General features: G+C 45.1%; 19 protein-coding genes. 11 read left to right on the forward strand and 8 right to left on the reverse strand.

The genetic code is table 11. The features are described 5' to 3' along the window. Nucleotides 1–21: 21 nt before the first annotated feature. The gene (gene hypF / locus J7529_RS12765; RefSeq protein WP_318729264.1) at nt 22–2391 is read left to right on the forward strand and encodes a carbamoyltransferase HypF; all 2370 of its coding nucleotides are present in this window, start codon (nt 22–24) and stop codon (nt 2389–2391) included. A 310-nt stretch (nt 2392–2701) separates the two neighbouring features. On the opposite strand, the gene J7529_RS12770 is transcribed toward hypF, so the two are convergent. The 3 genes from J7529_RS12770 to J7529_RS12780 all read right to left on the reverse strand — a co-directional run bounded on the left by J7529_RS12770 (nt 2702) and on the right by J7529_RS12780 (nt 4545). After that, complete coding sequence (locus J7529_RS12770) at nt 2702–3448, reverse strand: SDR family oxidoreductase (RefSeq protein ID WP_318729265.1); 747 nt, start codon at nt 3446–3448, stop codon at nt 2702–2704. Nucleotides 3449–3563: 115 nt separating this feature from the next. Continuing rightward, entirely contained in the window at nt 3564–4079 is a 516-nt protein-coding gene (locus tag J7529_RS12775; protein WP_318729266.1) for a GrpB family protein, read from the reverse strand. Nucleotides 4080–4236: 157 nt separating this feature from the next. Further along, entirely contained in the window at nt 4237–4545 is a 309-nt protein-coding gene (locus tag J7529_RS12780; protein WP_318729267.1) for a hypothetical protein, read from the reverse strand. Nucleotides 4546–4646: 101 nt separating this feature from the next. Here J7529_RS12780 and J7529_RS12785 point away from each other — a divergent pair, with 101 nt between their 5' ends. Beyond that, nucleotides 4647–5474: an oxidoreductase gene (locus J7529_RS12785; RefSeq protein ID WP_318729268.1), complete on the forward strand. Its 828-nt coding sequence runs from the start codon at nt 4647–4649 to the stop codon at nt 5472–5474. A gap of 446 nt (nt 5475–5920) precedes the next feature. Here J7529_RS12785 and mfd read toward each other — a convergent pair whose 3' ends face one another. Next, nucleotides 5921–9376, reverse strand: a complete 3456-nt coding sequence (gene mfd / locus J7529_RS12790) for a transcription-repair coupling factor (RefSeq protein ID WP_318729269.1) — start codon at nt 9374–9376, stop codon at nt 5921–5923. Nucleotides 9377–9475: 99 nt separating this feature from the next. Beyond that, nucleotides 9476–11911: an NACHT domain-containing protein gene (locus J7529_RS12795; protein WP_318729270.1), complete on the reverse strand. Its 2436-nt coding sequence runs from the start codon at nt 11909–11911 to the stop codon at nt 9476–9478. Between the two features lie 348 nt (nt 11912–12259). On the opposite strand from J7529_RS12795, the gene J7529_RS12800 reads away from it, so the two are divergent. The 3 genes from J7529_RS12800 (at nt 12260) to J7529_RS12810 (ending at nt 13455) form a co-directional block, all read left to right on the forward strand. Next, nucleotides 12260–12466, forward strand: a complete 207-nt coding sequence (locus J7529_RS12800) for a hypothetical protein (RefSeq protein WP_318729271.1) — start codon at nt 12260–12262, stop codon at nt 12464–12466. A gap of 333 nt (nt 12467–12799) precedes the next feature. Further along, entirely contained in the window at nt 12800–13087 is a 288-nt protein-coding gene (locus J7529_RS12805) for a nucleotidyltransferase family protein (RefSeq protein ID WP_318729272.1), read from the forward strand. Continuing rightward, on the forward strand, nt 13084–13455 hold the full coding sequence (locus J7529_RS12810) for a DUF86 domain-containing protein (RefSeq protein ID WP_318729273.1): 372 nt from the start codon (nt 13084–13086) through the stop codon (nt 13453–13455). Before J7529_RS12805 ends, J7529_RS12810 begins: the two co-directional genes overlap by 4 nt. Nucleotides 13456–13655: 200 nt before the next feature. On the opposite strand, the gene J7529_RS12815 is transcribed toward J7529_RS12810, so the two are convergent. From J7529_RS12815 to J7529_RS12825, 3 genes are all read right to left on the reverse strand, one after another. After that, entirely contained in the window at nt 13656–14093 is a 438-nt protein-coding gene (locus J7529_RS12815) for a GNAT family N-acetyltransferase (RefSeq protein WP_318729274.1), read from the reverse strand. A gap of 9 nt (nt 14094–14102) precedes the next feature. Beyond that, the gene (locus J7529_RS12820) at nt 14103–14618 is read right to left on the reverse strand and encodes a hypothetical protein (RefSeq protein ID WP_271943263.1); all 516 of its coding nucleotides are present in this window, start codon (nt 14616–14618) and stop codon (nt 14103–14105) included. A 302-nt stretch (nt 14619–14920) separates the two neighbouring features. Then, a complete protein-coding gene (locus J7529_RS12825) occupies nt 14921–15886 on the reverse strand; it encodes a glycosyltransferase family 2 protein (RefSeq protein WP_318729275.1) in 966 nt (321 codons plus the stop codon). A 164-nt stretch (nt 15887–16050) separates the two neighbouring features. Here J7529_RS12825 and J7529_RS12830 point away from each other — a divergent pair, with 164 nt between their 5' ends. The 6 genes from J7529_RS12830 (at nt 16051) to J7529_RS12855 (ending at nt 23250) form a co-directional block, all read left to right on the forward strand. Then, nucleotides 16051–17271 carry a glycosyltransferase family 4 protein gene (locus tag J7529_RS12830; RefSeq protein WP_318729276.1) on the forward strand — a complete coding sequence of 407 codons (1221 nt, stop codon included), beginning with the start codon at nt 16051–16053 and terminating at the stop codon, nt 17269–17271. Between the two features lie 42 nt (nt 17272–17313). Next, complete coding sequence (locus tag J7529_RS12835; protein ID WP_318729277.1) at nt 17314–18771, forward strand: hypothetical protein; 1458 nt, start codon at nt 17314–17316, stop codon at nt 18769–18771. Beyond that, nucleotides 18665–19630: a hopanoid-associated sugar epimerase gene (gene hpnA / locus J7529_RS12840; RefSeq protein ID WP_318729278.1), complete on the forward strand. Its 966-nt coding sequence runs from the start codon at nt 18665–18667 to the stop codon at nt 19628–19630. The genes J7529_RS12835 and hpnA overlap by 107 nt, the downstream gene beginning before the upstream one ends. Nucleotides 19631–19751: 121 nt before the next feature. Then, nucleotides 19752–20327 (forward strand): Uma2 family endonuclease, encoded by a 576-nt coding sequence (locus tag J7529_RS12845; RefSeq protein ID WP_318729279.1) that lies wholly within the window; start codon nt 19752–19754, stop codon nt 20325–20327. A gap of 302 nt (nt 20328–20629) precedes the next feature. Next, nucleotides 20630–23038, forward strand: coding sequence for an endonuclease MutS2 (locus J7529_RS12850; RefSeq protein ID WP_413038881.1), 2409 nt, complete (start codon nt 20630–20632; stop codon nt 23036–23038). 68 nt (nt 23039–23106) lie between these two features. Beyond that, entirely contained in the window at nt 23107–23250 is a 144-nt protein-coding gene (locus tag J7529_RS12855; RefSeq protein WP_318729281.1) for a hypothetical protein, read from the forward strand. Nucleotides 23251–23390: the final 140 nt, after the last annotated feature.

Below are 23390 nucleotides of genomic sequence, written 5' to 3' on the forward strand. Positions count from 1 at the left end.
GAATAAATTTCAATTCAACGAATGAAACCCAAAAAAAGTGCTGAAAAAACTCTAGAAATTCGAGTCCGAGGGCGGGTTCAGGGGGTAGGATTTCGACCCCATGTTTGGCATTTAGCCTATGAGCTTGGGCTAGTTGGCCAGGTGTGCAATGATGGGCAAGGGGTACGCATTCAGGTGAGTGGAGAACCGGAAGCACTATCAGAATTTCGGCAACGGTTAGAGTCCCAAGCGCCTCCCCTGTCCCAGATAGAGACGATTGAAATCCAAGAACAAGAGCAAGCCGTCGAGTTTAAGGACTTTGCTATTGTTGAGAGTGTGGAGGGCAAAACCCAGACTCAAATTGCTCCCGATACAGCAACTTGTGCTGCTTGTATGGCAGAAATTTATACGCCTTCAGAGCGACGCTATCGCTATCCGTTTACGAACTGTACCCATTGCGGGCCAAGACTTTCGATTATTCGGGGGGTTCCCTACGATCGCCCCTCAACAACGATGGCGAATTTTCCGTTATGTCCGGAATGTCAGCGAGAATATGACGATCCGGGCGATCGCCGCTTCCATGCCCAACCGATCGCCTGTCCCATTTGCGGACCGAAACTTTGGCTAGAGTCCCTCGCGGATAAAGATAGGGTTGGGGAACCAGGAAAAGAGATCCAACAGACTATTTCCCTGATTGAACAAGGCAAAATCCTTGCCATTCGGGGGTTAGGAGGATTTCATTTAGCCTGTGATGCGACGAATGAAGATGCTGTAAACCGCTTACGCGAACGAAAACGACGATTTGGTAAGCCCTTTGCATTGATGGCGCGGGATATTACGGTCATTCGTCGCTATTGTCGGGTGAGTCCAACCGAAGAAGAGGCACTCAAGAGTCCTGCGGCTCCCATTGTGCTGTTGAATGCTGAGGGGGAAGAGCGTTTACCGGAGGCGATCGCCCCTGGAGTAAGCACGCTCGGTTTTATGCTTCCCTATACTCCCCTGCATCTTCTACTACTTGAAGCTCTGGATTATCCCCTGGTGATGACCAGCGCTAACTTATCCCACGAACCTCAGTTAATCAGCAATACAGAAGCCAGGGAGAAACTGATGGGATTAGCGGATACTGTATTATTTCATAACCGAGATATCGCCAATCGCATAGATGATTCTGTGGTGCGGATAATGGCAGGAAAACCCCGTTTATTGCGTCGCAGTCGGGGTTACGTTCCGGGAGCGATCGCCCTGCCGCCAGGATGCGATCGCCATTCAAGCCTCTTAGCTTATGGCGCAGAACTCAAATCCACCTTTTGCCTCATCCAAGATTGTCAAGCCATTTTATCCCAACATCAAGGCGATTTAGAAAACCTAATTACCTACGCAGATTATCAGAAAAATCTCAAACTTTTTCGTCAACTTTACGATCATAAACCGCAAATTTTAGTTGCCGATCTCCATCCCGAATATCTCTCAACCAAACTTGCCCAAGAACACGCCAAAACCCATCAGTTACCCTTGATTCAAGTTCAACACCACCATGCCCATATTGCCAGTTGCTTCGTTGAAAATGGCATCCCTTTAGACCACTCTCCCATTTTAGGCATTGCTCTAGATGGCTTGGGATTTGGCGAAGAGGGTACGATTTGGGGGGGAGAGTTTCTACTCGCAGATTATCGAGGTTATCAACGGTTAGCTACCTTAAAATCTGTGTCGATGATTGGCGGCACAAAAGCTATTCTCGAACCTTGGCGCAACACCTATGCTCACTTAAAAACTGCCTTTGATTGGCAGATATTAACGGAAAAATTCGCTCATCTGGAATTATTTGACTATTTCCAGAATAAACCAATCGCTCTCTTTGAGCAAATGCTGCAAAAACGACTCAATGCACCCCTGGCAAGTTCGACGGGACGGTTGTTTGACGCGGTATCGGCAGCAATCGGCTTATGTCGCGATCGCGCCCTATTTGAAGGTCAAGGAGCGATCGAGTTAGAAATGGCAGTCGATCGCCATTTACTCTCAGAATCTGATGAGGATTTTGCTTATCCCTTTGATATTAATTTAACTCATAAACTTCTGTATCTCGACCCTAGCCCCATGTGGCTTTCTTTATTGGAAGACTTGAACCAAGGGGCAAGTATCTCTCTGATGGCAACTCGCTTTCATAAAGGCTTAATCCAAGGGATGATACAGTTAGTGCAAAAATTAATCTATAACTGTCAATCTGATGGACTTTCCATTCAACACATTGCTCTCTCTGGAGGATGCTTCCAAAATCGGGTTTTACTCGAAGAACTGACGACTAAACTAGAAGCAAAAGGCTATACCTGTTTAGCTCAGGCACAAGTTCCCTGCAATGACGGAGGGTTATCCTTGGGGCAGGGTGCGATCGCGATCGCCAGAATGACAGGATAAACTTATAAAACCTGAGTTCGGAATCGGCGATCACTAGAACAGAGGAAAGAAGTAGGGATGTAAAACCTGTAGATTAACCGAGCAGTAGGTGATACTATTTCTCTTTAAGATTGTCATTAATCGATCCTTGGGAGGCAAGGAGCTTGATCCCTTTTTTAAAGCGCATCATCATAGAGAAATAGTATGAGTAGTTCTTAAGGTTTACTTTACCAATAGGATCTTAATCACAAGGTTTCTCTTTCCGCAGACTCAGACCAGGAACAGCCAATAAACCGATACCCGATCTTCTTTGCCCGAGGGTACAGGTGGACTAAAAACCCTGTACAGTTGGGCGGACAACAATTTCATTGATATCGACAGCCATTGGTTGTTCAATTGCATAAGCAATCGCACATGCTATGGAGTCAGACGGGATCTCAACGTTTTGAACAAAGTCATTTATCATAGCAGCGCTTTCCTCATGAGAAGAACCATATTTAAGTTCCGATGCCACAGCACCAGGCTCAATTGTAGTTGTACGGATATTGCCACCCACTTCCTCACGTAATCCTTCACTGATCGCACGTACAGCAAATTTTGTTCCACTGTAAACGGCACCACCCGGACTAAAAACCTTAATTCCTGCAACAGAAGAAATATTAATAAAATGACCACTTTCTTGCTTTTCAAACACAGGAAGAGCTGCAGCTATACCATAGAGAACTCCCTTGATGTTGATGTCAATCATGCGATCCCACTCATCTACTTTCAGCGCCGACATTGGCGCAATTGACATGAGTCCAGCGTTATTAATCATGACATCCAATCGACCAAAGCTGTCGATCGCTTTTTGTACAAGTGCATCAACATCGCTTTTAACAGTTACATCCGTAACCAGATAATCAGCTCTACCCCCTGCACCCTGAATATTTTTTACAATTTCTTTGAGCTTATCTTCACGGCGTGCACCTAATATGATTTTTGCACCCAACGATGCCAAATGGCGTGCTGTCGCCTCGCCAATACCACTACTTCCACCCGTAATAATAACAACTTTATTCTCTATATTTTTATTCATTCTCACTTCCTCTTTCTGGCTTGATCCTAATTTTAGCCTAGGATAAGGAAAGGGAAAGCGGGTACGTTGGCTTGTGAGTAAACAATCAGCCCTATCCTCCCTCATGACGATCAGCTTAGAAGAACTGTTGGGCTGCTTTGCGATCAATCTCTTTAATCAATCCATCCTTACCATCCATATAACCTTCAATATTATCGGGAAATTCCCTCGCCAACTGTCGCTTTAAGTCACTGTATTGCTGGGCTATTTGCGGATGAGCAATTAGGTAATCTCGAAAAGCCAGATGACGGTTCACCTGCTCTGAACCCACAGGAAAGAGATGAAGATGATGCGTTCTAATACCTTCCAAGTTACGCTTGCGGAAGTATCGGCGATCGGGGATACCAAACTCACCCATAGCCTCATAACCCAGTAACTCTATTTGAGCATTATATCGATCAACTTTGTCCATGTCTTTGACTTCACCTAAAAGATCGATAATCGGCTTGGCATATATGTTGGGAATAGCGGTGCTACCCATATGGTGAATAGCGACTAAATTCTCTCCTAGAACCTTGGTAATTTCCTGAGCTTCAAGCTCAAACATCTGTTGCCACTGGTGATCGTGAGGGATTACTTCTACTTTCCTCATAATTAAGTTGCTCACCACAAATGAATAATATCAAGCCAGATTAAACCATTATAATTTCTAATCCTCGTAGGGTGGGCAGGAAAATACGGAATAATTACTGAAGATCTATAAGATTTGTCTTGCCCATCCTACCCGTTACTATCGCCTTTATGGCTGCTCAAGGAATTCGCTTGATATACATTTGTTTTATGATCTCATCATCACTGTCACCAGAGGGAACTTGAATTGAGGATATAGGGATTCCCAATTCTTGCTCATCCTCTTCATCAAGAGTATTAAAAGAACCATAGTCATCTTCAAGCAAAAAATAAATGGCCTCTTGTTCATTGTCAAATTGATATCTGCTACCGTCCATATCTAAAACTTCAGCAGTGTTATCTCCAAATACCTGAATGCGTGCCCAATGCAAATCTGGGAATCCTCCTGTATCAAGCCACCAAGTTTCTTTACTAATACATTTACTCATGATTTTTATAATGCAATAACATTTGGATTGAAGCTTACTACATAATACGTTAGATTAGGTGGAATAACACTATTGATTCACTACTTGTTCAGGGAGTAAATATGAGCCAGACGGTTTTGATTACTGGAGCATCATCCGGAATTGGGAAGGAAACTGCAAAAATACTGATTCAAGAGGGCTATACGGTTTATGCTACTGCTCGACGGGTGGAAAAAATGGAGGATCTCCGAAAGTTGGGTGGGATTCCAATTAAGATGGATATTACTAAAGAGGATGAAGTTTTAGCCACAGTTAAACAGATTAAGAAGAACTACCAAAGTGTGGATGTTTTGATTAATAATGCCGGTTTTGGCATGTATGGAGCGATTGAAGATACATCAATTGAGGATGCACGCTATCAGTTTGAAGTTAATTTATTTGGATTAGCACGTCTGACTCAGTTGATACTACCGGATATGCGAGAAAAGAGAGGGGGAAAAATTGTTAATCTGAGTTCGATGGTAGGCAAGATCTATACGCCTATGGGAGCTTGGTATAATGCGACGAAACATGCTCTGGAAGCCTGGAGTGATTGTTTACGAATTGAAACTCAAGCGTTTAATATTGATGTGATTATTATTGAGCCAGGCATTATTGGTACAGAATTTGGTGAGGTATTTATTGAACCGATGCTGAAGCGATCAGGTAACGGAGCTTATCAGGATTTAGCCCAGGGTTTTGCTAAAGCTTGCCATGATGTTTATGATAATCCAGGTAATAGTTCACCACCTTCAACGATCGCCAAGATCATTTTAAGGGCAATTCAGGCTAAACATCCCAAAACCCGCTATGTTGCGGGTAAGATGGCAGTGCCAATGATGTGGACGCGGAAATGGTTAGGCGATCGCGTGTATGATTGGATTTTAACCACAATGATCCGTTCGAGTTGAGTTGCGAGTCACGAAAAGTAGGGAATGTAATCTTTAGTTTAAGTTGAAGCTTAATTGAACTGTCCTAGAATGTATTGAAGGTTTATATAGCGCTTCGCGCTAGGCTCTCTAGCAATAGGCTTGCTTTGCAATAGCTTGTATAGCTTAGGTTCTAAGGCTTCAAGCTGTACCTCATAGAAGAGAGAAACACTATACTTATGCATAAACCTCAATTAACAAGAGAGAACACCATGGCTAAAGCAGTTATTGCAGACAATAAACTCGTCATTATTGAGCCACTTGAAGTAGGAACTTACTACTGGTTTTCCTGTCTCTGTAGTGGATTGTTTCATCTAAAATGGTGCATTACATTTTGTTCGTAGTGATTGCTCTAGCCCTCTCCAGCTAGGCTTAAGCACTCTTCGTGCTTACTACAAACAAAGCCCTATTTTAGGTGAAACAGTCCTCTAGATTAATTGTTCATTGTTCATTGTTAAGACTGCTTGCATCTGGGAAAACCAGTTAATTAACTGATCGAGTTGTTGATTGGGTTTAAACACACCTAAGCCACGCACGGTAACTTTTTTCGGACTATAGACAAAGCGAGCATGGAAGCGGCGATCGAGTTTTTCTTTTAATAGATTCCAAGCCGGTTCTTCCATGGGCGTTTCTAAAACTACATGCTGTTTTCCATCGGGTTTAATACGAGAAAAGCCGATGGATTTGGCTAGTTGTTTTAATTCCATCACCTGGATGAGTTGTTGAGCGGGTTGGGGGATGGTTCCGTAGCGATCGCTCCATTCCATCTCGATTAAGCGTAATTCATCACCACAACTTGCCGCCGCTACGGAGCGATAGGCTCTCATTTTCTGATCGATATCGGGGATATAATCTGCGGGAATAAACGCGGTAATCGGCAGATCGATGCTGGTATCGTCAACTTTGGGAATCTCTTGCCCTTGGATTTCCTGAATCGACTCCTGTAACATTTCCATGTATAAATCAAAGCCAATCGCCGTCATTTGTCCGGACTGTTCCGCGCCCAATAAATTTCCGACTCCGCGAATTTCCATATCCCGCATTGCCAACTGATACCCAGAACCTAACTGAGTAAATTCTTGGATTGCCCGCAACCGTTTTTGAGCTGGTTCCGGTAATACCCGGCGATCGGGATAAAATAGCCAGGCATGGGCTTGAATTCCGGCTCGACCAACGCGCCCCCGCAACTGATACAATTGCGACAAGCCGAACTTCTGGGCATCCTCAATTAAAATTGTATTCACGCGGGGAATATCCAAACCGGACTCAATGATGGTGGTACAAACTAGCACATCCGCTTCCCCATTGCTAAAACTGAGCATCGTCGCTTCCAGTTCCGTTTCCGCCATCTGTCCATGGGCGATCGCCAATCGCACCCCTGGAACCGTCTCCCGAATCCGGGTACTGATCTCCTCAATGCCCTCAACCCTGGGAACCACATAAAAGACCTGTCCCCCCCGATCCAACTCCTGACGAATTGCCGTGCGGACTGCCTCCAAATTATACGCCGCTAAATGGGTTTTAATCGGGCGACGGGAGGGCGGTGGGGTGGTAATCAAACTCATCTCTCGCACCCCTGACAGGGACATATAGAGCGTGCGCGGAATCGGTGTAGCGCTGAGAGTTAAGACATCCACCTGGGTTTTGAGTGCCTTAATTTTCTCCTTCTGATTCACCCCAAACCGTTGCTCTTCATCCACTACTAATAAGCCTAAATCTCGGTATTTTACCTCCTTACTCAACAGTGCCTGAGTACCAACCACCACATCCAATTCCCCCGTGGCTAACCGTTGCTGAATCTCCTTGCGTTCGCTGGGAGTGCGAAAGCGGTTTAATAATCCCACTTCAATCGGATAGGGGGCAAATCGTTCTTTGAGGGTGTGATAATGTTGCTGGGTTAAAATCGTGGTTGGAGCCAAAAACGCCACCTGTTTCCCTGCCGTCACTGCCTTAAAAATAGCGCGAATTCCCACTTCAGTCTTGCCAAATCCCACGTCACCACAAACTAAGCGATCCATGGGGCGCGGCGATTCCATATCTCGCTTAATATCCTGGGTTGCCTTCAGTTGATCGGGGGTAGGTTGGTAGGGAAACGAGTCTTCTAACTCTTCTTGCCAAGCGGAATCGGAGGGAAAGGCAAACCCTTCTTGTTGCGATCGCGCTGCATAGAGTTTGAGCAAGTCTACCGCTAGTTTCTTAATCGTTTTGCGGACTTTGTTTTTCGTCTTTTCCCAGGTTTTACCCGCTAATTTATGTAACGTGGGGCGCTTGCCGTCAGTAGAGCGAAATCGAGATAATGACCCCACTTGATCGGCGGCGACACGAAGTAAACCATCTTCATATTTAATCACTAAATATTCCCGGGTTTCGTCATTCACCGTCAGCTTTTCTAACTTGAGGAAGCGTCCAACTCCATGGCTTTTGTGAACGACATAATCCCCCGGTTTGAGGGTATTGGGATCGACTTGTTTGGAGGCAGCGCGGCGACGTTTGCGGATGTAGCTGGGGGTGGCGAGGCTATGTTGCCCGTAAAATTCGCGATCGCTCACTACCATGATTCGGAACGTTGGCAGCACAAAGCCTTCGAGTTCTGCAACTCCGGAATATTTGAGGGCGATCGGGGTATAGTGAACTTGCAGAGACTCGATCGCCTGATAATCTTTAGGATTAGGAATAAATTTAGCCGCACAATCATGTTCTTGCAGCAAGGAAACCGATCGCGAGGGTTGAGCAGAAACCACAAAGATGAGGGTGCGATTTTTCATTTCCTCCCGCAGGGTTTGCGCTAATTTGGCAAACTGATGAGGGAGAATGGGAACGGGACGACTGGAGAGATTGAGCGCCCCAGAATTAGTTTCCGCTAATTCCGATAAATGCAAACAAGGATAGGTTTGCCCTTGCATTAAGGACTGGGCAAACGAGCGATGAATCGGGGGAACTTTACCCAGTTCTTCGACTTCCTTCAGGGTTTGATACTGCTCTTCAATATGTTGCACCCAGTTGTCGCTATGGCTCTCACATTGAGCAGGTTCATCGATCGCAATTAGACACTGTTGCGGTAAATAATCCAACAGGGAAGCCGGAGCATCAAACGCTAACCCTAAATAAGCTGAGGAGAATTCGGGCATGTTCTCTACACCCAGATCGGTTAGCGCTTCCTCAATGATGGGCGTAAACGCTGTGGGCGTTAAAATGACTTCTGGGACAGGATCGAGCGATCGCCCCGTGGCTGGATCGAGTTCCTTAATCTTCTCGACTGCATCCCCATCGCCCTCCGTTGCCCACCATTCCAGGCGCACGGGCAACTCGGAAGCCACGGGGAAAATATCCACAATGTCCCCTCGGCGACTCCATTGCCCCTCGGTTTCCACGGAGGTCACCCGCTCGTAGCCCAGTTGACTTAACTTCCGATCCAGTGCCTTACTCTCCCAGACATCCCCCTTTTGCAACCGCAGAGCATAGGGTTTAAACGCTTCCAGGGGCGGCAGATGGGGCTGTAGCGCCCGCTCCGTACAGACAATGGCTCGTTGACGCTCTGGATCGCCCAACACCAATTCCGCCAACACCTGCATCTGTCCCCAAACCATCTCCGGTTCCGGAGGGCTGGATTCATAGGGCGAGGCTTCCGTGGTGGGATAAAATAGCACCGCATCCCAATCCATGGCTTCCAATTGCGCCGTCCACCGATTCGCCTCTTCCATCGTTGCCGTCACCACCAACAGCGAGCGAGATTCGGCTTGAGAGAGGGCAGACGCAACTAAACCCTTGGGAAACCGGGGAATTCCCTGAAGCGCCAAAGTACGGTTGTCGCCCTTGAGTTTAGTTAACAACTCTTGCGTTAGAGGCGATCGCCGCAAGGTTCGCAAGATAGAGGAAAAGGCCATAAATCCAACTGTTACCGAATGTGAGTGGAATCTATTAGTTTAAACCGAGAATGGGTGATTGGCGATCGGTAATGGGCATTGGTAGATTAAACTCATTCCCTAGCGCGTATCGCTATAGAGGTGAGGATAGCGACGTTGCAGCTCCGCCCAAGGCAACAGCAGCCCCTGCTCAATTTCTGTGCGACAGTCCTCAGTAACCGCACCTTCAATGTTCATCAAGTTAACCAGAAATTTATTGGCTTGATAGTAACGCCGGAGTTGCTGCCGTTGCTCCTCAGTAAATTGCCAATCATAACCAATGTTTCGATACTCAATCATTATATCACGGAGTTGCTCAATCCATTGGACTCCATTCAATCGCCACCAGCCTTGAATATCTTCTGAGTGATTTGATGTTGGTAATGCGTTCTTAAGTTGACTCAGATGGAAAATCAAATCAACTGAAGGATTGCGGTCGAGAGTATAGGTATGGGTGATGCTCAGGGCACGAGTGATGAGCTGATTGAGATCTTGGTATAGGTCACGGGCACGGCTATGGGCACGAGCAAAACTTAGGGTTCGGGCCCGGGCGCGGGCAAAGACATGGGCAAGGTCAAGGTCAAGGGTGTGGGCACGGGTGAAAGCATGGACAAGGTTGAGGTCAAGGTCAAGAGCGCCATCAAGATTAAGCTTGAGATTACGGGCGAGGTTAAGGTCGAGGTCACAGGCGAGGTTAAGGTCGAGGTCACAGGCGAGGTTAAGGTCAAAGTTAAGGTCAAGGTTATGGCTGTGCTTAAGGTGGTGGTTGCGAGCATGGTTAAGGTCGAGACTCAACGAGTAATAAAATGCTCGAATTGCCGCAGGTTTATAGTCAGTTTGTAGTGACTTTGACCTTTGCAGCAACGAACAAAAGAAACTTTGGATAACAGGATCTTGTGCTATAGATTGATCAATGACAATTGCATATTTAATCAACCGGAGTAAGCGATCAGCAGGTTGTTGTGATTTCACGAGTTGTTTGACAATCTCTTGCCACCTCTGATTGGCAATTTTTTCACCTAGTTGTTGAGGCGGTAATTTGATCAGCCACTGAAAGGTAAAGTATTCCTGGAAGGTGAGATGGGAAAACGACCATAATTCATCAGCTCTCTCAATCAGCAAACCATGCTGGGCTTCGATCGCTTTCAAAACAGTTACTCCCTCTCGTGTATTGCTTAAGTGTAATTTTTGAGATATTTTTTGGGCTAAATCACGTTGATCAAATAAAACGAAATTCTGGGGATTTTCAAATTTACGTGCCGCAATTTCAATGAGCAATATTTCTTTATCTTCAAGGCTCAATTGACGATAGGCTTCAGTGCCAACTTCCCAAGTCTTAATATCTTTTTCGTCATTCCAACGATTCAGCAACCAGTTAATCCCTCTTTTGTAAAGATCAGTTCTATTTGTGGGTATTACCCCGCTATCTTGCAAAACCACGCAAATCAAACTTAATAATATCGGAGTCGCCGTCACCTCTTTCAAATCAGGCTGGTTAGTTATGGCACGATTCACTTTTTTCCATTGCTTAGTTGCCTCAGCTTCAGACTTCCCGTTTGCTGTAAACCAATTCTGAACAAATTTTCTGACTTGCTCTAGACTGAAATCTGCCACTTCGACTAATCTAAAATTGCAGGGAATTATCTCAATTATTTGAGTTCTGCACGTCAGGATAAATTGATTTATTTTAGAATATTCCTCGGCCAGTTTATGAACTTGATCTTGTACATCACACCGAAGTTCATGAGTTGGAATTTCATCTAAGCCATCCATTAGTATTAAGATTTTTCCCTGCTCTAATAAATAATGCAATGGGATGGATTTTAATTGTTTTTTTAAGTTTTTTATATTCTGCTCTATTTTTTCTGATTTTTTCTTGTTTTTTTGATGATTTTCTTCTTCAATATTTGTGTTTTTTTGTTTGTTGGCCAACTGGGCGAAGTATTCTTTCTTTCGCTCACCAATTTGTTTCTTGAGTGCTACAATTTGATCCCAATCATCCAGACCCAATTCCTGGCCAACTACACGCCCTATATCCCACTCACTATCTCGAATCCGTCGGAGTTCAATCAAGACAGCAATTTTATTAGGCTGAAACTTGCCTTTGCACCAATCAACAGCCAGATGTTTCAGAAACGTTGTTTTTCCAGAACCCGGTTTGCCTAAAATAATGAGCCTAGAATTACTATTAGCAACCTCAAAACCTGGACTACGCTCAAGACGTTTGCTCAATGCCAGACGATCATTCTCAATGTCAAAGTTGCTTAAAAGACTTTCTAGTGTATTGAAATATTTATATTCAGGCCTTCCCAACAGCCACACATCAACATAAAGCTGGTCAACTCCAATCTCTTCCCCACTGAGCAACCGCATCCGGCTATGTCGAGCCAGAATCTTCTGACGACAGCGCTCTTTAACTTGCTCAATCAGGTCTTCATCAACTTGCACTTGGCTTGAAGATTGGTCACTTGAGGTATCTGAGGGGAGATCAAATGAAGAGATATCTTGCCAGTTCAACCGTAGTGATAAGCAGAGTTTACGAAAACTACTCTCACCAAGAGGCTTTTGATTAAAAAAATTGGTTATAGTTGTGCGAGACAAGCTCACAGACTTTGCCAACTTTGATTTATTTCCCTCGAAGTGTTGAATCAAAGCATTGTTCGCTGCTGTCCAATTGATGAGTGTTAATTTCTGCGATCGCCCCATTCGTCTTGCTACTCAACAGGTTTAGCTTACCCACCATTCTATACAAGTGAACAACAGTGGACAGTATTGAACACTATTGAACGTTCACTAAACAATCGCTAAACATCAGACAGCGCAAGGCTTGTGGACAATAGAAAAAAGTAAACAGGTAACTTAACCATGAACAACAAATCACTTCTCCGCTTTGCCATTGCTCTCACCTCTACGGCGATCGCCACTAGCATCTATCTTGCCAGTCTTCAGAATCCCACGGAGATCCAAAAGCAACTTAGCACGACGACGAATGCGATCGCCGTTGCCGGTACAACCGCCATCTTCGGGTTACTCGATGATGATGATGCGGATAACACAGACTCTGATGCCTAGAGAGTCAGCCAGTTGGTAGGGTAGGCAGAAAAATCAGCGATCGCATTGCCCACCCTACTGGGTTAACTCAGAAGCCCTCTGCCAATCTTCCATCGTTACTGTCACCACTAACCGCGATCGCCCTTGAGTTTAGTCAGTCACTCTTGCTAAGATTGGCGATCGCCCAGATTATCCGATTAAAAACCCAATAAAGCTAAAATGCTTAACAGGTAAGGGTTTTAATTCAAAAATAAAGTTTTATATATGATGGATCTAGCAATTTTTGACACCTTGATATTGAGGTGCTAGAGTTGTCTAGGATTTCTAGTTTAATTACCATTCATCGTTAATTCTATGAATTTACAGCAATTAGAACAATACCGCTCTAAAATCATCAAGTTATCTGAACAATATCACTCTACTAACATTAGAGTATTTGGTTCAGTTGCTAAAGGTGAAAACACCGAAAATAGTGACATTGATTTTCTGATCGATCCCAAACCAGAACAAGATTTGTTTGATGTCATTCGATTACGAAGAGCATTACAAGAACTGCTGAATTGTGATGTTGATATTGTTCATAGCACAGCATTACATCATAGCATTAGACAGGAAATTTTATCATCCGCAATTCCCCTATGAATAAGCCACAAAAATCTCCTTTGTTTTTTCTCTATCATATTAAAGAATCTATTGCAGCGATCGACATTCATATTCAACAGGGAAAACAGAGTTTTTTAACCAATAGAACAGTACAAATGGCTGTTCTCCGCGAACTAGAAATTATCGGTGAAGCATCTAATAAAATCCCGGATGAATTAAAAGACCGATATCCTTCAATACCTTGGCGGGATATTACAGATTTTAGAAATATGCTCGCTCATCATTATTGGGCAATTGATTTAGAAACGGTCTGGAATATTATCCAGAATCCTGATAAATTACCTGACTTAAAAAATCAAGTGGAAATTTGTATTCAGGAATTAGAAAATAAAGCTTCTGGAGATTAGCTATATCCTGATGGATAAGGTAGCAGAATATAAAGCAATTGCCCGTGAAATCACCTTAGAAATTGGCCAACTAGGCGATCGCCCAAATCGCCCGATTAAAAACTAAATGGTTTTAGATGATCGCGGCCAATACTTAGCTCTTATGGTTCAATCGGTAAAACACATTTCTGATACGTGTCAAACTACTATCGAGATGAGAATCAGATCTTTTTACCCATAAATACACAATAGGGATCGGGCTGATAGTCACCAAAAGGTGGACAGTCTACATATCCTAATTTGCGATATAAAGAAATCGCTTCGGTTTGATAAATTCCGGTTTCTAACTTCGCCTCACGAATGCCCAAATTAATCAGATGGTTTTCTATTTCACCCATGAGCATCCGAGCTAACCCTTGACCTCTGAACTCTGGCTTAACATAGAAGCGCTTCATCTCCCCATAATCATCAAAGATTTTGACGGCTCCAATTCCTACTAATTTGCCATCCATAAAAGCACCCATCATGTAGACATTTTCTTGAGAGAGAACATCCACCGAATCTAAATGATTACTTTCATCGGGATAAAACCCCTGGAGATAGGTATCGAGTTCTGTAATTAGCTCTTGTGCTTCACTGGCTTCAATAATTTTCAGCATTCTCAGGGTTTAGGATGGATTAGGAGCCGTATAGCCTTGAAGACTTTCCGGTTCAAATGGGCGAATGATGACAGTCGCTTGTTCAATCAGACTACTTGAGCCTTGTACCACAACTAAATACTTGCCTTCTTGTAAGCGGTTGCGATAGGGAAGAGCATCGCCACTACCGCTAATTAAACCAACACCACCGCCAACAAACAAAGCTCCTAATCCACCAGAAGCGGCACCTAAAATCCCACCAACAATATGATTGCCGATTTCTCCAGCCCAGGCGAAGGTATTCAGCCCAGAAATGACGCTAAAGGTAGCCCCACCAAAAAAACCAAAGGGGACTAACCAAGTCGCCATCAATCGGGCTTGTTTTTGGGCAGCTTGGTTGGGGTTAATCAGGCCAAACTCATCAGCACTTTTGTAACCTTTGCCTAAGATGTTAACTTGGCTTGTGGGTAAGCCTCCTTTTTCTAAGGCACAGTAGACTCCTTCAGCTTGAATGCGATCGCGCAATACGGCAACTAGATAATTCATCGGCTCTGGTAATTTAACTCAACACTCTGATCGCGGCTCTTCCTATGATACCGGTTTACGCCTAAGCTGATAACAAGAGTCTCAATCCAGCGATAATAGTCACAATTCCCAATTGCGCGATCGCCTCAGAGTGCTAGATATCATACAGCGCAAAGCCCTCTCCGTCGAGGAATGAGGGGAGTCCACAACAGTCCTTATCTAGCAAGTGAGCGATTCTGGTGATTTTTAAAAACTGTTATTTGATGTACTGCGTAGCAGAGAATATACAAAAGTTCAAATGAGTTCTATCGATATTTCAACCGTTATGAGCGAAATTGGCGTAACACTTCAAACGCTTTTTCCCTCATCGATTGAGGTAACCGAGACAGTGCTAATCCAATCCAAGCTTTTTGAGGAGAAAAAGATCTTCCTTTTTGAATCAACTCTCGACCTTCTTGAACTTGATTTTTTTCCACCAGACGCAACCCTAACAACAGTTGAGTTTCTTGCAACCGTTGTTGGCGAATCGTTTCTAACTTTCGATCCTCAAACTGGTAGCTCGATAAATAATTCAATTTATCTCGTAAATACGGAATCGCTCGATCAATACCTTGCTGTTCTGGATGAAATCGATATTCCATTAATCTCTGGGGTAAATAGTACCCATTTTTACCCGCCAGAGCTATCCGAACAAACAAATCATTATCTTCACAATTTTGTAAATGGGGTCGCATAAAATCGACCTCTTTAAGTACCTGAGTTTGAAATAGGGTTGCACCAACCTGAAAGCTTTGCTGAACAAAAACCGTTTCCAATAGGTTATTCACCTGGCCTTCTAATAATTGAGTTCTACCCCAGCGACGAGAATTAATTTCTGTTTGTTCGAGATTCCGTTGATTCTCCAGATCGATAATCCAATGATCGGTTCCCACAAAATCGATTTCTGGATGCTCGATCAAGATTTTGCTAGTCGCTGCTAAAAAATCTTTGCCTAATCGATCATCATCATCGAATTTAACAAAAAAATTACCCTTTGCCGCATAAAACCCTGAGCGCATATTATTACTTTTGCCAATATTTTGATCGTGGCGAATATAGGAAATTCTATCATCCTGTTGCTGATACCCAGCCATAATCTGGGGAGTTTTATCCTGAGAGCCATCATCACAAACAATCAACTCCCAATCCGTTTCAGTTTGTGCGAGTACACTTTCAATCGCATCGGTCAAAAGCTGAACTCTGTTAAATGTAGGAATACAAACACTAATTTTAGGGGGACTGGAGTTCATAAAAATAGAGTGGAATAAAAACTATAGTCAATGGGCTAAGGCTATACCCAGAAGTGTTGATCCCGGCAAATGATAAAATCACCTTTGGGAATCTGCGCAATCTATACAATCAGAGATAAGATAGCAAAGATATCTTATCTCTGATTCAATGTCTCTCAATTTTTATGAAAATTTTAATCCTCTCAGTAACCTTTCCCTATCCTCCAACACGGGGGGGAACTCAGGTGAGAACTTTTAATTTACTCAAATATTTGAGCCACAACCATTCTATCACCCTAGTGACTCAACGTGCCAGTGATGTCAGTGATGCAGAAATTGAAGCTTTGCGCGAGTGTGTGAAGGAGTTAGCGGTCTTTCCTCGTCCCTCAGAACCGCCTCCTGGAAAGTTCTCGAAACTCAAACGCTTGCAGGACTTCTTTCAACAGGGAACTCCCCCGAATGTGAAAGCTGTCTTTTCAGAAGCCATGCAGCAATGGGTTGATCGAGCAGTAGCTGAGGGAGCCTTTGATGCGATCGCCTGCGAACATAGTGTTAATGAAATCTACATCCGTCCCGAATGGAAATCGACCTGCGGTACGGTGGTCAATATCCATAGCTCGGTCTATGGTAGTTGCAAAAATCAGTTAGAGACTAAAACTTCGGAAAATCAACTGCGAGATAAAATTAATTTGCCTTTACTTCGACAGTATGAAAAACGCTACACGAGCAAGTTTAGGCATCTTGTAGTCACCACAGTTGAGGATAAACGAACGCTGCTGGAGATTAATCCTGAAAGTACAATTAGCGTGATTGCAAATGGTGTAGACCTAGCTCTGTTTCCGAAGCGCACTGAAGATCCGGGGGGATATCAATTGGTATTTATTGGAGCGATGGATAATATTGCTAATATTGATGCGGCTCGTTTTTTGAGCTTAGAGGTGTTTCCCCAAGTGCAAAATCGCTATCCGGAGGCATCCCTAATGTTGGTTGGCGCTAGGCCGGTTCCAGAGGTGAGTTCTTTAGGAGAGCAGCCAGGAATTACGGTGACGGGGCGAGTCCCTTCGATGGTGGACTATTTACATCGCTCGACGGTTTGTGTGATTCCGATGCGTACTGGGTTTGGGATTAAGAATAAGACCCTCGAAGCAATGGCCGCTGGTATTCCGGTGGTTGCGAGCGATCGCGGTTTGGAGGGCTTGGCTGTTGATGGGCCGGAGATTCCCCAGCGGGCCCTACGAGCGAATACCTTAGAAGATTATGTGGTGAATATTAGTCGTTTGTTTGAAAATCCTGCTTTAAGAAAAAAACTATCCCGTAATGGCCGAGATTTGATTGAACAGGAGTACACTTGGGAACAGGCAGGTATGCGCTATGAACAAGCGTTGATTGCGGCTACCCAAGGTTAATTTAAATCATTAGAGAGTCTGATTTATTCCCACTGAAAAGCTATGAATGAGGATACAGGAAGCGTATTTTCTGAAACTAACCCTAGACGGCCTTCTTCCCTACAGGCCCTTTTTGGCCTGGTCGTTTTGACCTTGGGACTCTCTAGTGTAGTGGCTGGAGTTTGGGTGGCCTTAAAATTAATGGTCAATCCAGATGCTCTAATTTGGGTCAATCAATATTTACCGAAAACTACTCAGTTAGGAGAAACGAATCGTCGGTCTCTACAAACCTTAGATGAAATTGAGGAAAAACTGATTCAATCCGGTTATACTCCCGGCTATCCCTTGCAGATGAAGGTGGGCCCCTATGAGGATATGATGCTACCGATTTTTGCCCATCGCCAAGGGTGTCAACCGGATGCTCCAGGATCGCCGCCTTGTCAGTACATCGATCAATTAAGGGTTTATCGCCGGATTAGCGATCCAGAGCCGTTTGAGCGGGAGAAACCGATGTATCAGTTTATTAATCAACTGGAGATCGAATCCCTAACTGAGGGTTTTGTCCTCAAGCCTTTGAACTTAAACATGGAAACCTCCAATGAATTCCTACCACTAACGGGTTTAAAGTGGAGTAATAGCGCTCTGGTTAATGGTGAGTCGGCCCAGTGGGTACATCTAACGGGCACTGTTACTCGGGAAGGAAAAGAGATTCTCTATGGTCAGACGATTTATTACAATCCCAAGACCACCTATGTTGCTTCGTTTGCCAGTTGGACAAGTCCTGCCCATGAGTTGCCGGTATGGTCGAAGCATCCGAAGTGGCCAAAACAGCCGTTTTTGACGGTGAATCAAACGGTGGGTTTGGAGCCGCAGTTTGAGATGTATCAACTGCAACCCAGGACGTTTTTACCTGCACCTGTGGAATTGCAACCAGTTTCTCTGGATCGGATGTTGTTGAAAGGTTCTGAGTATACAGAGGCGATGCAGTTGGCGAAAAGTGGCTTATGGACTCCGGCAAAGCAACGGTTGCATGGTTTATGGAATTTACCGGGATGGTCAGTGGATATTCAAGGTCAGTGGGAGTTGATTAACCGTCATACCCAATTGAGTGCCCACAATGCCCGGCAATCTTGGGCTTCTCCGAGTCAACAGATCTTGACTCGGATGATCGATGGGCGCTGGGATGAGGCGTTGCAGATTTATGAGGCTTCCGAGAACCGGGAAGAAATGAATCGCCTGTTGGCGACGGATACGGGGGTATTATGGAATCGGATTAAGGGGGCGATCGCGGTTGAACCCAATCACAAGGCAGTCCTGACTTGGGGGGCCTTGCTGCGAGCAGCTCAGGATGGGCCGGAAGGGGCGATCGCTTGGCTCAAACAACAGGGAGTTGAGGAGGATTGGGAGATTTTTGATGAAAGTATTTGTGACGGGGGGAACGGGTTTTGTGGGGGCGAATTTGGTGCGATCGCTCCTGGACAAGAATTATCACGTTCGGGCCTTAGTCCGTCCCCAAAGTAGTTGGGATAATTTGGATGGACTCGATATTGAAAGGGTGGTAGGAGATTTTCATGCCCCCAATTTAAGCCAGCAAATGGCTGGATGTCAGGTCTTGTTTCATTGTGGAGCGCGCTATTCCCTATGGCAAAGAGATGCCAAAGCACTCTATTACGATAATGTGGTGGGGACACAAAAGATACTGGCGGCCGCTCGTGAAGTGGGAATTGAGCGCACGGTTTATACCAGTTCTGTGGCAGCTATTGGCGTGGGAAATGGGCAAAAACCTGTAGACGAAACCCACCAAAGTCCGTTGAATGAACTGATTGGAGAGTATAAAAAATCTAAATATCTGGCGGAACAGGAAGCCCACAAAGCCGTTAAACTGGGGCAAGATATTGTGATTGTTAATCCTAGTACGCCTATCGGCCCTTGGGATCGAAAACCAACCCCCACAGGAGATATTATGGTCCGTTTTCTGCGTGGGAAAATGCCAGCTTATGTGGATACAGGGTTGAATTTTATCGATGTGCGAGATGTGGCGGAGGGTCATATTCTGGCACTCGACAAAGGGCAAAGGGGCGATCGCTATATCCTCGGAAATCAAAACCTGACGCTCAAAACATTCCTCGAATATCTGGCAGAAATTACCGGAATCCCTGCACCCACGCAAACCGTCCCCCTATGGCTTCCTCTGACGGTTGCTTGGATAGATGAAATCCTGCTCGGACCTCTCGGTAAATCGCCCTCGGTTCCCCTGGATGGAGTGCGGATGTCCCAACATTCCATGTACTATGATGCGTCTAAAGCTGTCCGGGAATTAGGTTTACCCCAATCCAATATTAAGGGTGCAATTAAGGAGGCGGTAGAATGGTTTCAATAATTAACAATTAAAAATGAAACAGCTCTACCTTATATCAAGTCCAGCTAATCAGTTATAAATAAGTCATTGCGAAGGCCACGAAGCGGAGTGAAGCAATCTAGATCATCTCGGAGGGATCATCATGGTTACAACAGTAGAAAAACGCAAAGTTATTAGCTTAGAAGAGTTTTTGGCACAGCCAGAAACCAAGCCTGCCAGTGAATATTTCAATGGGGAAGTGAGTCAAAAAACGATGCCACAAGGAAAACATAGTATTTTACAGGTTGAACTTGCCTCTACAATTAATCAACAGGCGAAACCTAATAAGTTAGCTTATGCTTTGACAGAGTTGAGATGTACATTTGCTGGGCGTTCTATTGTGCCGGATATCGCCGTGATTCGTTGGGAAAATTTGCCCAGAGATGAGGATGGAGAAATGGCCAATCATTTCGATCTCCATCCGGATTGGATCGTTGAGATTTTGTCACCGGATCAACCGATGGCATTAGTGATGGAAAAAATTCTGTTTTGTCTCCAAAATGGCACAGAATTGGGTTGGCTCATTGATCCTAAAACCCAATCGATTACTGTATTTCAATCGGGTTTGCCCAAAATTTATCGAGTCGCTCATGGGGATACAGAACCGTTACCAATGTTGACGGGTTTAGAAGAATGGACGTTATCCGTAAACGATATTTTTAGTTGGCTAAAAGTTTGAAGTTACCCCTCTGTTGTCATTCTAGGCAGAGGAAAATAAGAATCAGGGTCAAGAGAAAGAGGAAAGAGGGCAAGACAAACACGATTCATCAAGGCAATTAATCGTGGGAACCCCAAAGATAAGTGAGGAATAGGAAAGACCTCTAACCAATAGAGAATTAAGTTAAAGCAAACTAAAGGAAGAAGAAGCAATCGATTTGCTCTTACCCTTCTTCCAGGTCATGGCTATTAGACCGATCTCCTTCCCGATTGCTTCAAAAGTCGATACAATAATGTAGTATGGCGTTGAAGTATAGAACACGAGTGATCCAAGACGAAACCCTAGAGCTGTTAGAATGGTCGCGGTTGTGCGAGCATTTGTCTACGTTTGCCGCGACGAAAATGGGGGCGATCGCCGCCCGAAACTTGCCTATTCCCCAAACTCAAGCGGAAAGTTTAACCCTGTTGGCGCAAACCCAGGAAGTCTATACTCTGGAGCAAACCCTCACTACAGAGCTACCGTTTGGGGGGATTCGGGATATTCGCAAAATTGTCAAACGAGCGACGCTTAAAGGGGTACTCTCTGGGGATGAACTGCTGGATGTGGCGAGTACATTGGCGGGGATGCGACGACTGCGCCGGTTTATTGAAGAACAAGAAAATGTGCCGATTTTGTTGGAGTTGATTAGCACGATCCGGACTTATCCGGAATTAGAACAGGAGATTAATCACTGTATTGACGAACAGGGGAGAGTAGCCGATCGCGCCAGCGTGAAGCTCGGTAATATACGCCGTCAACTCAAAAACCAACGCGATCGCATTACGCAAACGCTGCAAAACCTCCTGCAACGCAAATCCCACGCTATTCAGGAGAATTTGATTACCCAACGGGGCGATCACTACGTGTTGCCGGTGAAAGCCAACCACAAGGACACTATCCCCGGTATCGTTCATGACTCGTCTACGAGTGGGGCAACCTTGTACATTGAACCCCATGCGATCGTTTCTCTCGGTAATGACTTGCGACAGTTGCACAAGGAGGAAAGTAAGGAAGAAGAAGCCATTTGTCGCGCTCTCACGGAAAAAGTGGCAGAGGTTTACGACGATTTAGAACATTTGGTGGAGATTGCCACGATTCTCGATTTAGCCACTGCCAAAGCCCGATACAGCACTTGGTTAGAAGCCAACCCACCCCGGTTTACGGAATCCACAGAAATGATTGTTCTGCGGCAACTGCGTCATCCCTTGCTGGTATGGCAACAGCGCCACGAACAGGAAAAAGCAGTAGTTCCCGTAACTGCGTGTATTGAATCGCCGATCCGAGTCGTGGCAATTACAGGGCCGAATACGGGCGGAAAGACAGTTACTTTGAAAACATTGGCACTGGCGGCATTGATGGCGAAAGTGGGGTTATTCGTGCCAGCGCGAGAACCGGTAGAATTGCCTTGGTTTAGCGAAGTTTTAGCCGATATTGGCGATGAACAGTCCTTAGAACAAAGTTTATCGACCTTTTCGGGACATATTCGCCGTATTTGCCGGATTTTGGACTGTGTGGAAACGAACCCCTCATCCCTGGTGTTATTGGATGAGGTGGGTGCGGGAACCGATCCCTCCGAGGGAACCGGGTTGGCGATCGCTCTCCTAAAACACCTCGCCACAAACGCCCAGCTTACTATTGCCACCACCCACTTCGGCGAACTCAAAGCCCTCAAGTATGAAGATGAGCGATTTGAGAATGCCTCTGTGGAGTTTGACGAGGTATCCTTGCAACCCACCTATCGCCTGCTGTGGGGAATTCCAGGGCGATCGAATGCCCTTGCCATTGCTCGCCGTTTGGGGTTAAATCCAGAGGTGATTGAAGAAGCGCAAGAGTGGGTAGGAACCGGTTCCGAAGACGTGAATCGGGCGATCGCTGGTTTGGAAGCCGAGCGTCGTCGTCAGGAAACCCAAGTCAAGGAAACCTCCAGCTTACTTTCAGAAACCGAACGACTGCATCAAGAAGTTGCACTCAAGGCGCAACAACTCAAAGAGCGGGAACAGCAGTTACGCCAACAACAGGAAATTGAGATCCAAAAGGCAATTTCTCAAGCTAAAAAAGAAGTCGCCACAGCCATCAAACGCCTACAACAAGGCACTGCCAATGCCCAAGATACCCGCAAAGCCACCCAGGAACTCGATCGGATTGCCGGGCAATATCTTCCCTCTAAAGTTAATCCTCCCAAACCCAAACCCGGTTATAAACCACAAATTGGCGAACGGGTACGCATTCCCAGTTTAGGACAAACCGGAGAAGTGCTACAAATCGACGAAGACGGGCAAGAATTGACCGTGCGGTTTGGGTTGATGAAAATGACCGTGGGATTAGCCGAAATAGAATCCTTAGATGGTAAAAAAGCCGAAGTTACTACTAAGGAAGCTAGCAAAAAAACAGCTACAGAAAAAGATAAAACACCCCCTCCTAAACCCACTGCACCAGTTATCCAAACCTCTCGCAATACCTTAGACATCCGAGGCTTGCGCGTCGTGACTGCTGAAGCGGAACTCGACCAAGGCATTACCAAAGCCTATAATGCCAATTGTACCAATGTCTGGATTATTCACGGCAAAGGTACAGGTAAATTAAGAGAAGGAGTCCATGAATTTCTGAGGAGCCATCCGCAAGTGGAGCGCTTTGAATTAGCCGATCAAAAAAATGGCGGTACTGGCGTAACTATTGCCTATTTAATTGGGTAATCTGTTCTCGGGATTCGATCTCCGTAGGGGCGGGTATTATCCAAATCTAGAACACCCACAAATCAATCTTGTCAACCCGCCCTCACCCCACCAATAAACCCACCGGATATGATGGTATCGATATCGGTTTGGGCGGGTTGACAAAGGTTATTGGTGAGGTTTCTAAATGGTTGAAAAACCCGCCCCTACAGGCGATTAATCTTGCCTGTTAACCAGCCCAATTATTAGGACAATTAGGTACTGGATTTCGACGTGCTGGATCTTCAGGTTGACTGCAAAGCGCTTTACCTGGTGGTTGACCAAACATATTGTTTCCTGTCCGATAGCAAACTGCACAGAACTCTTGACCATC

Source organism: Roseofilum sp. Guam, from assembly GCF_017746735.1.
Taxonomy (GTDB): Bacteria; Cyanobacteriota; Cyanobacteriia; order Cyanobacteriales; family Desertifilaceae; genus Roseofilum; species Roseofilum reptotaenium.